This window comes from Aeromicrobium yanjiei (genome assembly GCF_009649075.1).
Classification (GTDB): domain Bacteria; phylum Actinomycetota; class Actinomycetes; order Propionibacteriales; family Nocardioidaceae; genus Aeromicrobium; species Aeromicrobium yanjiei.
This window is the reverse complement of sequence record NZ_CP045737.1, coordinates 528,046-543,283: the sequence shown is the minus strand read 5'-3', so window position 1 is coordinate 543,283 and position 15,238 is coordinate 528,046. Positions and strand designations below refer to the sequence as shown.

Genomic DNA, 15,238 nt, shown 5'->3' with positions numbered 1-15,238 from the left:
CCTTCGGACCCCGCCGCCGGGGACAACTGGACTCGGTGGTCCCGTTATCCTCGAGATGGACCGATCCGTCCGCAGATCTCGCACCACGAGGACGCCGATGAGCAATCCCGACGGCCCGCCCTCCCCCGCGGCTGGCCCCGCCGCACGGGCCGGCCTCCGCGCTGATGCACGGCGCAACCAGCAGGCGGTCTTCGCCGCCGCGTGCGAGGTGTTCGCGGCCCAGGGCATGGGGGCCACCATCCCGGTGATCGCCGAGCGGGCGGGTGTCGGGAAGGCCACGGTCTACCGCAGCTACCCCACCAAGGGCGACCTGGTCGAGGCAGTGGCCCGAGAGCAGATCCGCTGGCTCGACGCCCTCGCGGCCGAGGCGGAGCAGCACGAGGATGCCTTCCAGGCCTTGGCCGACCTGCTCGGGGAAATCGCGGCACGTCTGGCCGAGGACCGACTGTTCGGCCAGGTGCTGGGCCGTGCCGACCAGTGGCGGGGCGACCACGAACGGGCCGGGGTCCTCGACCGTATCGTCGCCGCTGCCCAGCGCCAGGGCACCCTCCGACCGGACGCCACCACGACCGACCTGCAGGTCCTCGTCAGCGGCTTCTCGACGGTCCTGCTGGACCGTGACGACCGGGATCCGGCGACGTGGCGGCACTACGTCGCCCTGGTCCTGGACGCCCTCCGCCCGCCCCGCTGACCCTGACGGCCAACGGGCGGGGAGGGATCAGCGGCGCTTCTGGCTGATCGCGTAGAGCGCGATGCCCGCTGCGACGCCCGCGTTGAGGCTCTCGAGGCCCGTCGACATGGGGATCGACACGATCTCGTCGCAGGTCTCGCCCACGAGGCGGGACAGGCCCTTGCCCTCGCTGCCGATCACGATGACCAGCGGGCCGTCGACCAGCTCGGACTCGGCCACGTCGACCGTGCCGTCAGCGGCCAGGCCGACGACCATGCAGCCGTCCTCCTGGAACTGCTTGAGGGTGCGGGTGATGTTGGTGACGCGGGCGACCGGCACCCGTGCCGCCGCGCCCGCGGACGTCTTCCACGCGGCAGCGGTGATCTGCGCGGCGCGGCGCTCGGGGATGACCACGCCGTGCGCGCCGAAGCCCGAGGCGGAGCGGATGATCGCGCCGAGGTTGCGCGGATCGGTGATGCCGTCGAGCACGAGGATCAGGGCCGGCTCGTCCCGCTCTGCAGCGAAGTCCAGCAGGTCCTGCGGGGCGGCGTACTCGTACGCGTTGAGCTTCGCGGCGATGCCCTGGTGGACCGCTCCCCCCGTGAGCTTGTCGAGCTCGATGCGACCGATCTCGAGCAGGCTGACGTGCTGCTCGGCGGCGAGCTTGAAGATCTCGCGCACCTTCTCGTCGCGGTCGGTGCCCTCGGCGACGTACAGCGCGTGCACCGGCACGGTCGCCTTCAGCAGCTCCAGCACCGAGTTGCGCCCCGCGACCCACTCGGCGGCGTCACCCTGCTTGCGCTTGGGACGAGCGGCCTCGCGCTTGGCCGAGGCGTTCTTCATCTTGTAGAGCTTGTGGTTGGGACGGTCCTCCGCGCGCGGCGTCGGGCCCTTGCCCTCGAGCCCCTGACGGCGGCGTCCACCGGAACCGGCAGTGGGGTTGCCCTTGCCGGTCTTCTTGATGGCGCCCTTGCGCTTGCTGTTGCCCGGCATGTCTTAGCTACCCTTCACGGACCAGCGCGCACCTTGCGGCGTGTCCTCGATCTCGATGCCTGCCGCCGTGAGCTGGTCGCGCACCCGGTCGGCAGTCGCGAAGTCCTTGGCCGCGCGTGCCTGCTGGCGCTGCTCGAGAAGCCCCTCGACGAGGGAGTCGATCACCTGCGCATAAGCCGCATCGTCACCCCCACGATCCCACGTCGGGGACAGAGGATCCAAACCGAGCACGTCGAGCATGCTGCGTACGTCCGCCAGCGCGGCGGTCAGCTCGGCCGACGCGCCCGCTGCAAGCAGCTGGTTGCCCTCGGAGAGCCGCCCCTGCAGCACGGCCAGCGCAGCCGGCACCGAGAGGTCGTCGTCCATCGCGGCGGCGAAGGCGGCCGGCACGTCACCGAGCTCCCCTGGGCCCACGAGACCCGCCGCACGACGCACGAATCCCTCGATGCGGTCGAAGGCGGTCGCGGCCTCGGCCAGCGACTCCTCGGAGAACTCCACGATCGAGCGGTAGTGCGAGGCGGCGAGGTAGTAGCGCAGCGCGATCGGCCGCACGCGCTTGACGACCTCGCTGACCATGAGCGTGTTGCCGACCGACTTGGACATCTTGGCGCCGGCCAGGTTCAGCATCGCGTTGTGCATCCAGAAGCGCGCGAACGGCTGACCCGCGGCGCGGGACTGCGCGAGCTCGTTCTCGTGGTGCGGGAACCGCAGGTCCAGGCCCCCGCCGTGGATGTCGAACTCCTCGCCGAGGTATTTGGCAGCCATCGCCGAGCACTCCAGGTGCCAGCCGGGCCGTCCACGTCCCCACGGGGTCGGCCACGAGGCGGAGTCGGGATCGCCCGCCTTGTGCCCCTTCCAGAGGGCGAAGTCGCGCCCGTCGCGCTTGCCCTCGGCGGGGGCGTCCTCGGCGGGCAGCATGTCCTCGACCTTCTGGCGCGACAGCTCGCCGTACGCGGGCCACGACCGCACGTCGAAGTACACGTCGCCCGAGCCGTCCTCGGCGGCGTACGCGTGCCCGCGCTCGATCAGCGTCTGCATGAGCTCGATCATCTCCGGCACGACACCGGTCGCGCGCGGCTCGTACGTCGGCGGGATGCAGCCCAGCACCTCGTACGCCGCGTGGAGCGCCCGCTCGTTCTCATAGGCCACCGCGAACCACGGTCGCCCCTGCTCGACGCCCTTGGCCAGGATCTTGTCGTCGATGTCCGTCACGTTGGCGACGATCGCGACCTCGACGCCCGAGCGCTCGAGCCAGCGGCGCAAGACGTCGAAGACGACCTCCTTGCGAATGTGGCCGATGTGCGGCGGGCCCTGCACCGTCAGCCCGCAGTGATAGATCGACACCCGCCCGGGGACGACCGGGACGAGCTCGCGAATCTGCCGGGATGCGGTGTCGTACAGGTGAAATGCCACGGGGCAAGCCTATCGGCTCCCGCGACGCGCGACTGCCGCCCGCACATCGGCTCGGTGTCCTCATCAGCCCCACGAGTCACATTTGTCACCTAGCATGGGCAGATGCGTCGTCATCTTCCCCTCCTCGTCGCCGCGGTGCTCGGTCTCACCCTGCTGCCCGGCGCCCCCGCGAACGCCTCGTCGGACAAGGCCGGGTTCGCCCGGTGGACGTCCACGCGCGACTTCACCAAGGGCACCTCCTACGGGCTCGCCGCCGGCACGGGCAAGATGACTCTCGGCAAGGGGACCAAGACCCTGCGCTACGACGACCCCAAGGTCTCAGGCGGGGCGAAGTCGTACGACCGGGGCTACTGGAAGGGCCCGTGGCACAAGACCGGCTTCGCCGCCAAGAGCCTCCTCCCGTCATGGAGCGTCACGACGCCCGGCGGCACGTGGGCGCGCATCGACGTGCGGGTCCGCAAGGGCTCGACGGTCGGCAGCTGGGACACGGTCGCTCGCTGGGCCGACAACACCTCCAGCATCAAGCGGTCCTCCTACTCCTCGCAGTCCGACGACCTCGCGAAGGTGTCGACCGACACGGTGCTGGCCAATCCCGGCAAGTCGTTCGACCAGTGGCAGGTGCGCGTGCTGCTGCTCAAGCCGAAGGGCGCCAAGACCAGCCCCACGCTGCACGCGGTCAACGGCGTCGCCGCGACCTACACCGCACGCCACCTCAAGAGCGCGAGCAGCACGACCATGACCGCGACCAAGGACCTCGCGGTCCCCATGTCGTCACAGATGATCCACCAGGGCGAGTTCCCGCAGTACGGCGGCGGTGGCGAGGCGTGGTGCTCGCCGACGTCCACCTCGATGGTCATGCGCTTCTTCGGCAAGGGTCCGGTCAAGGCCGACTACTCCTGGTCCCGGTACGCCGACTCGTTCGTCGACCACGCAGCGCGCTACACGTTCGACCACGCATACGACGGCACCGGCAACTGGCCCTTCAACACCGCGTACGCCGCGCGCTACTCGCTCGACACGTTCGTCACGCGGCTGCACACCCTGCGGGACGCCGAGGCGTTCATCAAGGCCGGCATCCCGCTGGTGGCGTCGGTCGCGTTCGGACGGGGCGAGCTGTCCGGCGCGCCGATCTCCTCGACCCCGGGGCACCTCCTGGTGATCCGGGGGTTCACCTCCACCGGCCAGGTCATCGTCAACGACCCGGCGGCCCGCACCAACTCGACCGTCCGCCGCACGTACTCGCGGGCCCAGTTCGAGAAGGCGTGGCTGCGCGGCAGCGGCGGCGTCGTGTACGTCATCCGGCCGACCAGCAAGGCCCTGCCCAAGGACACGCCCCGCTGGTGACGCCGGATCAGCCGACGACGACGTCGACCTGGTCGTAGCCGGTCGCGCCGTCGGGCAGGACGCCCGCGCGCCGTGCGGTCTGGGGCACGCCGTCCTTGCCCGTCGCCCGGACCTCGAGCGAGTGACGACCCTCGTCCGCGTCCCAGTCGAGCATCCACTGCACCCACGTGTCGTCATTCGGAGCAGCGGCGAGGGTCGCCCTCCGCCACGGCCCGCCGTCGACCCGGACCTCGACCGCGGCGATGCCGACGTGCTGCGCCCACGCGACGCCCGCGACGGTCAGCGGGCCGGCGTCGATCGTGTCTCCGGATCCCGGCACGTCGATGCGTGACTGGATCTTGACGGGTCCGCGCTCGCCCCACCCGCGCCTCGTCCAGAACGCCTGGAAGTCCGCGAAGCGGGTGACCTCCCAGTCGGTGACCCACTTGGTCGCCGAGACGTAGCCGTAGACGCCCGGCACGACCTGGCGCACCGGGAAGCCGTGCGGCACGGGCAGGGGCTCGCCGTTCATCGTGAGCGCCAGCAGCGCCGCCCGGCCGTCGGTCAGCGCCTCGAGCGGGGTCCCGCACGTCCAGCCGTCCTCGGACGTCGACAGCAGGGCGTCCGCGCCGTCCTGGACGCCGGCCTCCTCGAGCAGGCCCTTGATCGGCACGCCGCCCCACGAGGTGTTGCCGATCAGGTCGCCGCCGACCTCGTTGGACACGCACGCGATCGTGATCCACGCATCGGTGAGGCCGCGGTCGAGCAGGTCCTGGTAGGTCAGGGTCATCTCCCGGTCGACCATCCCGTGGATCCGCAGGCTCCAGTCGGCGGGGTCGATCAGCGGCGGGCTGAGTGCCGTGTCGATGCGATAGAAGTCGCGATTCGCGGTCAGCCACGGGCCCTGGCCCCGGACGCCGAGATCGGTCCCCGCGGGAGCCGAGGCGGGCCGCGTCGGCAGCGCGAGCCCCGCACGCACCTCCTCGATCTCCCGACGACGACGGTGACGGGCGCCCAGGACCTGACCGGCTCCGCCCACCACGACCGTGGCGATCGCCACGAGACCCACGCGCACCAGGAACGTCCTGCGCGACGGGTCGCCGTCCCCCGGGGGCTCGGCCCGGCCGCGCTGCGGGAGCAGCAGCTCGAGCACCGCCATGACCGTCACGCCGCCCGCGACACACGCGAAGACGGCCGCCGGTGACGCCGCGGGACGTGTCAGGACGGAGGCGACTCCCGCGGCCACCAGACCGGCGACCAGGAGGCATGCGGCCGCGCGGCGGCTCGTCCACCACCGACCGACCAGCGCGCCGAGCAGGACGATGCCCAGGACCACGCTCGCGACCGCCAGGGGCTTGTCCCGGGTGCCCACGGCGTCGATGATCGCGTGCGCCACCGGTCCGGGCGTGACGTCGATGACGGACTGGCCGACAGACAGCACCGGCGACTCGCGCAGGTCGAGCACCGCGGCCAGCCCCTCGCCCACCGCCAGCCCCGCCAGGGCGGCCAGGGCGCCGGCGGCCGACGTCGTACGAGATCTCACCGGACCATCGTCGCCCGACCACATCGGCCCTGCCCGGCGAAATGGCATGATCAGCGGGTGACTTCTGCGCGCATCGGCATCGGCACCGACGTCCACCGCCTCGTGGCGGGACGCCCCCTGTGGCTCGCGGGCCTGGAGTGGCCGGACGAGGCGCACGGCCTCGAGGGCCACTCCGACGGCGACTGCGTCTCCCACGCGATCGTCGACGCGGTGCTGGGCGCCGCCGGGATCGGTGACATCGGCAGCCACTTCGGCACCGGGGACCCGCGATGGGCCGGGGCTGCGGGGGTGGACTTCCTGGTCGAGACGGCGCGACGGCTGCGCGACCACGGCTGGGCCGTCGGCAACGTGTCCGTGCAGGTCATCGGCAACCGGCCCAAGATCGGCACCCGCCGCGAGCAGGCCCAGCGCGTGCTCGGCGACGCGATCGGAGCGCCCGTCGGCCTCTCGGCGACGACGACCGACGGTCTGGGCCTGACCGGGCGCGGCGAGGGCATCGCGGCGATCGCCACCGCCCTCGTCCACCCCCTCTGAGCAGACTGCCGGCCCCGCGCCGGCCTGAACGACGAAGCCCCCGGCTCCAGAGGAACCGGGGGCTTCGTGGACAGATCAGCTCAGGAGGCGAGGACCTCGTCGAGACGGGTCTCGGCCTTGTCCTCGTTGGTCTTCTCGGCGAGCGCGAGCTCGGAGACGAGGATCTGACGGGCCTTGGCCAGCATGCGCTTCTCGCCGGCGGACAGGCCACGCTCGTGGTCGCGGCGCCACAGGTCGCGGACGACCTCGGCCACCTTCAGGACGTCACCGGAGTGCAGCTTCTCGAGGTTGGCCTTGTAGCGGCGCGACCAGTTGGTCGGCTCCTCGACGTGCTCAGCACGCAGGACCCCGAAAACCCGCTCGAGCCCCGCCTCGTCGACGACGTCGCGAACTCCGACAAGATCGAGGTTGCACGCGGGGACGCGGACGACCAGGTCGTTCTGCGACACGATGCGCAGCACGAGGTAATCACGCTCCTCGCCCTTGATCGTCCGGGTCTCGATGTCCTCGATGACTGCCGCACCGTGATTGGGATAGACAACGGTTTCGCCGACAGTAAAAGTCATAGAGAAAACACCCTTCGTAGACCTCAAGAATACCACGAAGCGCCGACAAAGACCCCTGCCGTTTCAGGGCATGGGTGCCATAGCAGACGCTGTGTCCACAGGTCAAAGGCAATTCCACCAGCCATCTCCGATACCATCGTGGGGGACTCTGCGCCCCTCGCACCGACCGACCGAAAGAGTGATCTGGTGAGCTCAGCACGACGTCGCCCCCTGGCTGTCGCCTCCGTTGCCGTGGTGACGGCCCTCGTCCTTGGCGGGTGTGGAACGAGCTTCAGCGCCCAGACCAACCAGCAGTACCAGCCGGGCGTCGGCGCCAACGCGCGCGGCGACATCGACGCGATGAACACCCTGCTGGTCGCCAACCCCGACGGATCGGCGACGCTCTCGACGGCACTGCAGAACAACCTGAAGAAGGACCAGACGCTGTCCTCCGTCACGGTCACGACGCTCGACGACCAGGAGCTCGAGGTCACGGCTCCCGACGAGCAGCTGCCGCTCAAGCCCGGCTACCTGACGCAGGTGGGAACCTCTGATCCGGCCGGCATCTTCATCGTCGACAAGGACGCCCCCGCGGGCCTCTACGTCAAGGTCACCCTGACCTTCTCGGACTCCTCGCCGATCACCGTCGAGGCCCCTGTCGTCGACCGCACCAGCGAGTACGCCGACGTGGTCCAGTCCCCCTCCGAGGCCGCGACCTCCGACGAGGACGCCGCCTCCAGGACCGAGGACACCACGACCGGCGACGGCCAGTAGGACCGCGAAAGCCCCCGCTGCGGCAGGCAGCAGGGGCTTCGGAGCGGGTCGGCCGGTCTCAGGTCAGCTGACCCGTGACCAGGTACACGACCCGGCGCGCCATCGACACCGCGTGGTCACCGATGCGCTCGTAGTAGCGGCCCAGCAGGGCGACGTCGACCGCCGGCTCCACACCGTGGTCCCAGGAGTCGCCCAGCAGTGACCGGAACAGGTCCTTGCGCAGCAGGTCCATCTCGTCGTCCTCCGCCTCCAGCTGCGCGGCCTTGGCCACGTCACGGTTCGCGACGATGCGCGACGCGGAGTCGATCATCGAGTCCGCGACCGACGCCATCGACACGATGGTCGGGTGCAGGTGCTCCGGCACGGCCGACTCGGGCATGCGGCGGCGCGCGATCTTCGCGACGTGCACCGACAGGTCGCCCATCCGCTGCAGATCGGCCAGCATCCGCAGCGTCGCGATCAGCTGGCGCAGGTCGGTGGCGACCGGCTGCTGCGTCGCGAGCAGGAGGAGCGTCCGTTCCTCGATCGTCTCGGTGGCCTCGTCGACGTCCTTGTCGCCGGCGATCACCGACTCGGCGATCTGGCCGTCCGCCTCGAGCAGGGCGGTGGTGGCGTCGGCGACGGCACGCCGGACCGTACCGGTCAGGGCCACCAGGTCGTCGACGATGGCATCGAGCTGTTCGTAATACTGATCGCGCATGTATGCCACCGTACGGATCGGCGGTGAACGGACGGCGACCCCTGGTGAACGGGGCATGAACGCCAGCGGAAAGGCCTGTCTCTGCGACCACCGCAGGACGGTTCCTTGCCAGCGCGGCCCTATCCTCAAGGTGTGGACACCAGCGCGGGCATGGCGATCGCCGGAGCGATCGGTGCTGTCATCGGCGCGATGGTCACGTACGTCTGGCGCTTCAGCGAGAAGAGGCAGCAGCAGACCGTGCCCGAGCCGACCCCCGTGGTCCCGCCCGGAGCGGAGCTCGTCCTGTCCGTGCTCTCGTCCTCCGCGGTCCTGATCGACTCGGCCGACACCGTCGTCAAGGCGTCCGCGCCGGCGTTCGCGATGGGGCTCATCCACGACGACCGCCTCGAGCCGGACGAGCTGATGGCCCTGGTCCGGCAGGTGCGTCGCGACGGCCAGGTCCGCGACGCCGACATCTCGTTGCAGCCCCGCCGTGGCAGCACGGCACACATCCACGCCCGCGTGGCCCCCCTGACGTCCCGCCTGATCCTCGTCCTCGCCGACGACCGCACCCGCGAGCAGCAGGTCGAGTCCATCCGACGCGACTTCGTCGCCAACGTGAGCCATGAGCTCAAGACGCCGGTCGGCGCCCTGAACCTGCTGGCCGAGGCCGTCGGCGAAGCCAAGGACGATCCGGAGGCGGTCGTGCGGTTCGCCCACCGGATGCACCTCGAGAGCGACCGCCTGACCCGTCTCGTCCAGCAGATCATCGATCTCTCCCGCCTGCAGAACGACATCCTGAGCGACGACGCCACGACCGTGAAGGTCGGCGAGCTCGTCTCCGAGGCCTGCGAGCACTCCGCGACGGACGCCGAGCACAAGGACATCGAGATCGTCGCGTCGGTCGAGCCCGACCTGTTCGTCCACGGGGATCGCGCCCAGCTGCACGCGGCGGTCAGCAACCTGGTCGAGAACGCCGTGACGTACAGCCCCGAGGGCTCGCGGGTCGCCGTCAGCGCCCACCGCGACGGTCCCGACGTACGCCTGACCGTCACAGACAACGGCATCGGCATCCCCGGCGAGGAGCTCGATCGGATCTTCGAGCGCTTCTACCGCGTCGATCCCGCGCGGGCCCGCGCGACCGGCGGCACGGGCCTCGGGCTGTCGATCGTCAAGCACGTCGCCGCGAGCAACGGCGGAAGCGTGGAGGTGTGGAGCGAGCCGGGCCTCGGCTCGTCATTCACCCTCGTCCTGCCGGCCCACCACCACGACATCGAAGACACTGAGGACAGCGAAGAGGAGCAGGCGTGACGAAGGTACTGGTGGTCGAGGACGAGGCGAGCTACAGCGAGGCGCTGTCGTACGTCCTGCGCAAGGAGGGGTTCGACGTCGCGATCGCCGAGACCGGCCCGGACGCCCTGACGGAGTTCGACCGCGGCGGGGCCGACATCGTCCTGCTCGATCTGATGCTGCCGGGGTTGTCGGGCACCGAGGTCTGCCGCGCCCTTCGCCAGGTCTCCTCGGTGCCGATCATCATGGTCAGCGCCAAGGACACCGAGGTGGACAAGGTCGTCGGGCTCGAGCTGGGCGCCGACGACTACGTGACCAAGCCGTACTCGCCGCGCGAGCTCGTCGCGCGCATCCGGGCGGTCCTGCGTCGCGGAGCCGCCGACGAGGTCGACGACCACACGTCCCTCGAGGCCGGGCGCGTGCGCATGGACGTCGACCGCCACCTGGTGACGATCGACGGAGCCGTCGCGAAGCTGCCACTCAAGGAGTTCGAGCTGCTGGAGTACTTCTTGCGCAACCCCGGCCGCGTGCTCACCCGCGGTCAGCTCATCGACCGGGTCTGGGGCGCCGACTACGTGGGTGACACCAAGACGCTCGACGTCCACGTCAAGCGTCTGCGGTCCAAGATCGAGCCCGATCCGGCCAATCCCACGACCCTCACCACCGTCCGCGGGCTCGGCTACAAGTTCGACGCCTAGCCCCGACCTCCCTGCGGGAACCGGCTGCGGATGCTCCCCGCCGTCCGGGATACTCGGGTCACGCTCCCGGCACCTCGGGCGCGGTCAGGGGGCAGGCATGCGGTCGATGCCGCAGTGGTGGAACCGGCAGCACGGCGTCCTCAGGTGGACCGCAGGGATCGCGCTGTGCGCAGGTCTGTACGCGCTCGGACATCTGCTGGTCGCGTCCATCTTCGATCTGGACCCCGCTTCGGACCGGAGCCTCATCTCCTGGCTCTTCATCCTCGTGTCCCTGCCGCTCGTCCCGGTCGGTGCCCTCGTCCAGCGCCGCCGTCTCGGGGGCAGGGGCCAGCTCAGCCTCTACCGTCAGGCGTACCGGACGGGCGTCGTCCCCGAGGGAGCGGACGTCGAGAGGTGGCGCCCCGTGGTGCGCAAGCAGCTGCGATTCATCCGCGAGGGCCGCCGGGTGCACCTGATCTGGTGGTCCCTCATGCTCGCCGCCGTCGTCGCCGCCATCGGCACCATCCTCGTGCGCGGCACGGCGTCCTACCTGATCTTCATCCTCCCTGTCCTGGGTCTCCTCACGGTGCTGGTGGTCGTCAGCGCGTGGGGCCTCGACCGGCTCTGGCGCTGGCGCCAGGGTCAGTTCGAACGGCTCTCACGTGCACTGGGCCAGGAGCGCGCAACCGAGCCGGCCGGCTAGCGCCCCTGGTTGGCGACGGCGGCGATCGCGGCCTCCGCGGCGGCCGGGTCGAGGTACGTCCCGCCCGCAATCGTCGGGCGCAGATCGGCGTCGAGGTCGTAGACGAGCGGGATGCCGGTGGGGATGTTGAGACCCACCACGGCCTCCTCGCTCAGCCCGTCGAGGTGCTTGACGAGCGCCCGCAGCGAGTTGCCGTGGGCCGTGACCAGGACCGTGCGGTGGTCGAGCAGATCGGGCACGATCGAGTCGTACCAGTAGGGCAGCATCCGGTCGAGGACGTCGGCCAGGCACTCGGTGCGCGGCAGGAGCTCATCGGGCAGGGCCGCGTAGCGGGGGTCCTCGGCCTGGCTGAACTCGGCGTCGTCGGCGAGCGGCGGCGGCGGGACGTCGTACGACCGGCGCCAGGTCATGAACTGCTCCTCGCCGTACTGCTCCAGCGTGGCCTTCTTGTCCTTGCCCTGCAGCGCGCCGTAGTGGCGCTCGTTGAGCCGCCACGAGCGCTTGACCGGGATCCAGTGGCGGTCGATGCCGTCCAGGACGATCTGCGAGGTGCGGATCGCGCGGCGCAGCAGGGACGTGTGGGAAACATCGGGCAGCAGGCCTGCCTCGGCCAGCATCGAGGCGCCCTTGACGGCCTCCTCGACACCCTGTTCGTTGAGGTCGACGTCGACCCAGCCGGTGAAGAGGTTCTTGGCGTTCCACTCGCTGTGGCCGTGGCGCAGGAGGATCAAGGTGCTCATGCTCCGAGCCTATTGCGTCCGGGCGTCATTCGGGCTCCGGGTCCGCGTCCTTGAGCTCGGTGTGGATCTGGTGCAACGCCTGCACGTAGTCGTTCTGCGACTGGATGCCGGCGAGCGTCCACTGCTGCTCGATCACCACGTAGGGCAGCTGGGCGATTCCCAGCGAGCGGCCCGTCTCGACCTGGGTGCGCACCTCGTCGGCGTACTCGGTGCTCGCGAGCAGGGCCTCGGCGGTCTCGAGGTCCAGCCCCACCAGGGCGGCACGGGTCGCGAGGGCGAAGGGGTCGCCGATGTCGGCCCCCTCCAGGAAGTGCGCCCGCCACAGCTGGTGGAGCAGATCGCGCTGGAACCCCGGTCCGGACTCGTCGGCCCACGTCAGCAGCCGCCATGCGTCGAACGAGCCGGCCTGGACGGCCTCCTCGAAGTTGAGATCGATGCCGGTGATGCGTGCTGCCGCGGTGACCTGCGCGTTGACCAGCTCGACCTTGTCGCGGCCGCCGAGGCGCTCGTCCAGCGCGTCGAGCAGCAGCCGGCCGTCGCTCGGCTCGTCGGGCTCGACCTGGAACGCCCGGTAGGTGACCTCGACGGGCTCCCCCGTCAGGATCGAGAACATCGCGGCGGCACGCTCGAACCGGGTCGACCCGATGTACGACCACGGGTCCGTCACATCGGCGAAAACGATGACCTTCACGCGCCCCACGCTACGCGAGCGGCGGTTGCCGCACGCCTACGGCTTCAGGTGCTTGAACGCGTCGAGGTTGCGGGTCGACTCGCCCCGGGACTCGCGCCACTGCCACTCCTTGCGGATGGACGAGGCGAATCCGAGCTCGAGGATCGTGTTGAACGACTCGTCGGCATAGGTCAGGACCGCGCCCAGCACCCGGTCCAGCTCGTCGGGAGTCACGGCGCCGAGCGGCAGGCGTCCGTCGAGGTAGATGTCGCCCGCGGAGTCGACCGCGAACGCGACGCCGAACATCTTGAGGTTGCGCTCGAGCAGCCACCGGTAGACGACCTGGTGGTTCTCGTCGGGGTTGCGGGCCACGAACGCGTGGATGCCGAGGGAGTGCTTGCCCACCTCGAGCCGACAGGTCGTCTGCAGCTTGCGCTCGCCCGGCAGGATCACCTCGAACGTGCCGGGGCGATGCTCGGTGTAGGCGAGGTCTGCTGCCTCGAGCGTGTCGACGATGACGTCGCGGACGGCGATCGGGCTCATGCGTGGGACTCCCTGCGGGTGGTGACGGCCTGCTCGTAGACGCCGAGCGTACGGTCTGCGGTCACGTCCCAGCCGAATCCCTCGGCGTGGCGGACGGCCTTGTGGCTCATCGCGTCGCGCAGCTCGCGGTCGGTGAGCAGACGGTGCAGCGCCGAGGCGTAGTCGGCCGGGTCGTGCCCGTCGACCAAGACGCCCGTGACACCATCCGACACGGCCGTCGCGAGGCCGCCGACACGCGCCGCCACGACCGGCGTGCCGCAGGCCTGGGCCTCGATCGCGACCAGGCCGAACGACTCGTTGTGCGACGGCACGCAGACCACCGAGGCGGCGACGTACCAGTCCGCGAGCACCCGCTGACCCACCGTGGGGACGAACCTGACGACATCGGCCAGGCCGAGCTCGACGGCCAGGTCCGACAGCGCGGTCGGGCGCTCGAGACCCGATCCGGACGCGCCGCCCACGACCGCGACGACGAGTCGTTCGCGCAGGGACGGATCACGCTCGAGCAGGACCGCGGCGGCACGCAGCACGACGTCTGGCGCCTTGAGCGGCTGGATCCGTCCGGCGAAGAGCAGCACCGCAGCGTCCTCGGCTATCCCCAGGCGCCGGCGCACCTCGGCCTGCTGCCCGGGACGGAACACGTTCACGTCGACCCCCGGGTGCACGACCGCGACCCGGTCCGGCTCCGCGCCGTAGAGCTCGATGAGCTCGCGGCGCTCCTCCTCGGTGTTGGCGATGAGGCGGTCGGCCAGACGGACGATCTCCTCCTCGCCACGGATGCGACCGATCGGCTCGGCGGCGTCCCCCTCGGCGAGCATCGCGTTCTTGACCTTGGCCATCGTGTGCATCGTGTGCACGAGCGGGACGTTCCACCGTTCCCGGGCGACGGTGCCGACCTGTCCCGAGAGCCAGTAGTGCGAGTGCACGAGGTCGAAGTGCCCCGGCTCGCGCTCGACCTCTGCGCGCAGCACGTCGCGGACGAAGGAGCACAGCTGCGAGGGCAGGTCGTTCTTCTCCAGGCCCTCGAACGGTCCCGCGGCGACGTGGTGCACCGTGATGCCCGGCTCGGGGACGTGCACCGCGGGCTGGTGGCGCGAGGTCGCGCGGGTGAAGATCTCGACCTCGATCCCCCGGGCGGCCAGCTGGCGGGACAGCTCGATGACGTACACGTTCATGCCGCCGGCGTCCCCGTCGCCGGGTTGCTCGAGCGGCGAGGTGTGCGCCGAGAGCATGGCAATCCGCTGGAGCATGTGCACCCGCCTTTCGGATCCATCGTCCCACCTGACTCCCACTCCGTCCTCCCCAGTGCTGGGCGTGCGCGGGTCTGCCACGATGGCCCCATGCCCACAGCCGTCGTGACCGGAGCCAGCAGTGGCATCGGCGCCGCCACCGCCCGATCCCTGTCCGCCGCCGGATTCCACGTCTTCTGCGTCGCCCGGCGCACCGAGCGCATCGAGCCGCTCGCCGCCGAGATCGGCGGCACCGCCGTGACGTGCGACGTCACCGACGAGTCGCAGGTCGCGGCGCTCGCCGAGACGGTCGGCCCCTCGCTCGACCTGCTGGTCAACAACGCGGGCGGGGCGATCGGCACGGACCACGTGGCGGTGTCCGATCCCGACGACTGGCGACGGATGTACGAGGTCAACGTCGTGGGCACGCTGCTGGTGACCCGCGCGCTCCTGCCGGCGCTGGTCGCGAGCGGCGCCGGCACACTGCTCAACCTCGGCTCGATCGCCGGCCACACGCCGTACGTCGGCGGGGGCGGGTACGTCGCGGCCAAGCACGGCGTCGCGGCCATGACCGAGACCCTGCGCCTCGAGCTGAACGGGCAGCCGGTGCGGGTCACCGAGATCGCGCCCGGCATGGTCCGCACCGACGAGTTCAGCCTCAACCGGTTCAGCGGCGACGCCGACAAGGCCGACTCCGTGTACGCCGGGGTGCGCGAGCCGCTGGTCGCCGAGGACATCGCCGACGCGATCACCTGGGTCGCGACGCGCCCGCAGCACGTCAACGTCGACCTGATGGTGCTGAAGCCGCTCGCGCAGGCCGCCTCGTGGAAGGTGCACCGGGAGGGCTGAGCCCCCGGACCGAGCCCTGCCAGGACGACGAGACCCCCACCGGATGGTTCCGGTGGGGGTCTC

The 15,238-nt window shown here is 70.6% G+C and carries 17 protein-coding genes; 8 read left to right on the top strand and 9 right to left on the bottom strand.

Annotation, left to right across the window (positions count from 1 at the left end; genetic code table 11):
• Positions 1 to 97: 97 nt before the first annotated feature.
• Positions 98 to 691, top strand: a complete 594-nt coding sequence (locus GEV26_RS02890) for a TetR/AcrR family transcriptional regulator (RefSeq protein WP_153651669.1) — start codon at positions 98 to 100, stop codon at positions 689 to 691.
• 27 nt (positions 692 to 718) lie between these two features.
• Here GEV26_RS02890 and rlmB read toward each other — a convergent pair whose 3' ends face one another.
• Both rlmB and cysS read right to left on the bottom strand, forming a co-directional pair.
• Complete coding sequence (gene rlmB, locus GEV26_RS02885; protein WP_153651668.1) at positions 719 to 1,663, bottom strand: 23S rRNA (guanosine(2251)-2'-O)-methyltransferase RlmB; 945 nt, start codon at positions 1,661 to 1,663, stop codon at positions 719 to 721.
• A 3-nt stretch (positions 1,664 to 1,666) separates the two neighbouring features.
• A complete protein-coding gene (gene cysS, locus GEV26_RS02880; RefSeq protein WP_153651667.1) occupies positions 1,667 to 3,076 on the bottom strand; it encodes a cysteine--tRNA ligase in 1,410 nt (469 codons plus the stop codon).
• A 102-nt stretch (positions 3,077 to 3,178) separates the two neighbouring features.
• Between cysS and GEV26_RS02875 the strand changes: the two genes are divergently transcribed.
• Entirely contained in the window at positions 3,179 to 4,420 is a 1,242-nt protein-coding gene (locus GEV26_RS02875; protein ID WP_153651666.1) for a peptidase C39 family protein, read from the top strand.
• A 7-nt stretch (positions 4,421 to 4,427) separates the two neighbouring features.
• Here the strand turns inward: GEV26_RS02875 and GEV26_RS02870 are convergent, their stop codons facing one another.
• The gene (locus tag GEV26_RS02870) at positions 4,428 to 5,942 is read right to left on the bottom strand and encodes a molybdopterin-dependent oxidoreductase (protein WP_243838874.1); all 1,515 of its coding nucleotides are present in this window, start codon (positions 5,940 to 5,942) and stop codon (positions 4,428 to 4,430) included.
• A 57-nt stretch (positions 5,943 to 5,999) separates the two neighbouring features.
• Between GEV26_RS02870 and ispF the strand changes: the two genes are divergently transcribed.
• Positions 6,000 to 6,476 (top strand): 2-C-methyl-D-erythritol 2,4-cyclodiphosphate synthase, encoded by a 477-nt coding sequence (gene ispF, locus GEV26_RS02865; protein ID WP_208431017.1) that lies wholly within the window; start codon positions 6,000 to 6,002, stop codon positions 6,474 to 6,476.
• A gap of 80 nt (positions 6,477 to 6,556) precedes the next feature.
• On the opposite strand, the gene GEV26_RS02860 is transcribed toward ispF, so the two are convergent.
• The gene (locus GEV26_RS02860) at positions 6,557 to 7,042 is read right to left on the bottom strand and encodes a CarD family transcriptional regulator (RefSeq protein WP_056612020.1); all 486 of its coding nucleotides are present in this window, start codon (positions 7,040 to 7,042) and stop codon (positions 6,557 to 6,559) included.
• A 186-nt stretch (positions 7,043 to 7,228) separates the two neighbouring features.
• On the opposite strand from GEV26_RS02860, the gene GEV26_RS02855 reads away from it, so the two are divergent.
• Entirely contained in the window at positions 7,229 to 7,795 is a 567-nt protein-coding gene (locus GEV26_RS02855; RefSeq protein WP_153651665.1) for a hypothetical protein, read from the top strand.
• A gap of 58 nt (positions 7,796 to 7,853) precedes the next feature.
• On the opposite strand, the gene phoU is transcribed toward GEV26_RS02855, so the two are convergent.
• On the bottom strand, positions 7,854 to 8,495 hold the full coding sequence (gene phoU, locus GEV26_RS02850) for a phosphate signaling complex protein PhoU (RefSeq protein WP_153651664.1): 642 nt from the start codon (positions 8,493 to 8,495) through the stop codon (positions 7,854 to 7,856).
• Positions 8,496 to 8,627: 132 nt separating this feature from the next.
• Here phoU and GEV26_RS02845 point away from each other — a divergent pair, with 132 nt between their 5' ends.
• The 3 genes from GEV26_RS02845 (at position 8,628) to GEV26_RS02835 (ending at position 11,144) form a co-directional block, all read left to right on the top strand.
• Positions 8,628 to 9,785: a sensor histidine kinase gene (locus tag GEV26_RS02845; RefSeq protein ID WP_153651663.1), complete on the top strand. Its 1,158-nt coding sequence runs from the start codon at positions 8,628 to 8,630 to the stop codon at positions 9,783 to 9,785.
• A complete protein-coding gene (locus GEV26_RS02840) occupies positions 9,782 to 10,462 on the top strand; it encodes a response regulator transcription factor (protein ID WP_153651662.1) in 681 nt (226 codons plus the stop codon). Before GEV26_RS02845 ends, GEV26_RS02840 begins: the two co-directional genes overlap by 4 nt.
• 97 nt (positions 10,463 to 10,559) lie before the next feature.
• Complete coding sequence (locus tag GEV26_RS02835) at positions 10,560 to 11,144, top strand: hypothetical protein (protein ID WP_153651661.1); 585 nt, start codon at positions 10,560 to 10,562, stop codon at positions 11,142 to 11,144.
• On the opposite strand, the gene GEV26_RS02830 is transcribed toward GEV26_RS02835, so the two are convergent.
• From GEV26_RS02830 to mshA, 4 genes are read right to left on the bottom strand one after another with little or no spacing between them, the layout of a single operon-like run.
• Positions 11,141 to 11,884 (bottom strand): phosphoglyceromutase, encoded by a 744-nt coding sequence (locus GEV26_RS02830; RefSeq protein ID WP_153651660.1) that lies wholly within the window; start codon positions 11,882 to 11,884, stop codon positions 11,141 to 11,143. The genes GEV26_RS02835 and GEV26_RS02830 overlap by 4 nt on opposite strands.
• Positions 11,885 to 11,909: 25 nt before the next feature.
• Entirely contained in the window at positions 11,910 to 12,575 is a 666-nt protein-coding gene (locus tag GEV26_RS02825) for a DsbA family oxidoreductase (protein WP_153909475.1), read from the bottom strand.
• A 36-nt stretch (positions 12,576 to 12,611) separates the two neighbouring features.
• On the bottom strand, positions 12,612 to 13,097 hold the full coding sequence (locus GEV26_RS02820; RefSeq protein WP_153651658.1) for a type III secretion system chaperone family protein: 486 nt from the start codon (positions 13,095 to 13,097) through the stop codon (positions 12,612 to 12,614).
• Positions 13,094 to 14,347 carry a D-inositol-3-phosphate glycosyltransferase gene (gene mshA / locus GEV26_RS02815; protein WP_153651657.1) on the bottom strand — a complete coding sequence of 418 codons (1,254 nt, stop codon included), beginning with the start codon at positions 14,345 to 14,347 and terminating at the stop codon, positions 13,094 to 13,096. The genes GEV26_RS02820 and mshA overlap by 4 nt, the downstream gene beginning before the upstream one ends.
• 90 nt (positions 14,348 to 14,437) lie before the next feature.
• On the opposite strand from mshA, the gene GEV26_RS02810 reads away from it, so the two are divergent.
• Complete coding sequence (locus tag GEV26_RS02810) at positions 14,438 to 15,175, top strand: SDR family NAD(P)-dependent oxidoreductase (RefSeq protein ID WP_153651656.1); 738 nt, start codon at positions 14,438 to 14,440, stop codon at positions 15,173 to 15,175.
• The last annotated feature ends 63 nt before the right edge of the window (positions 15,176 to 15,238 follow it).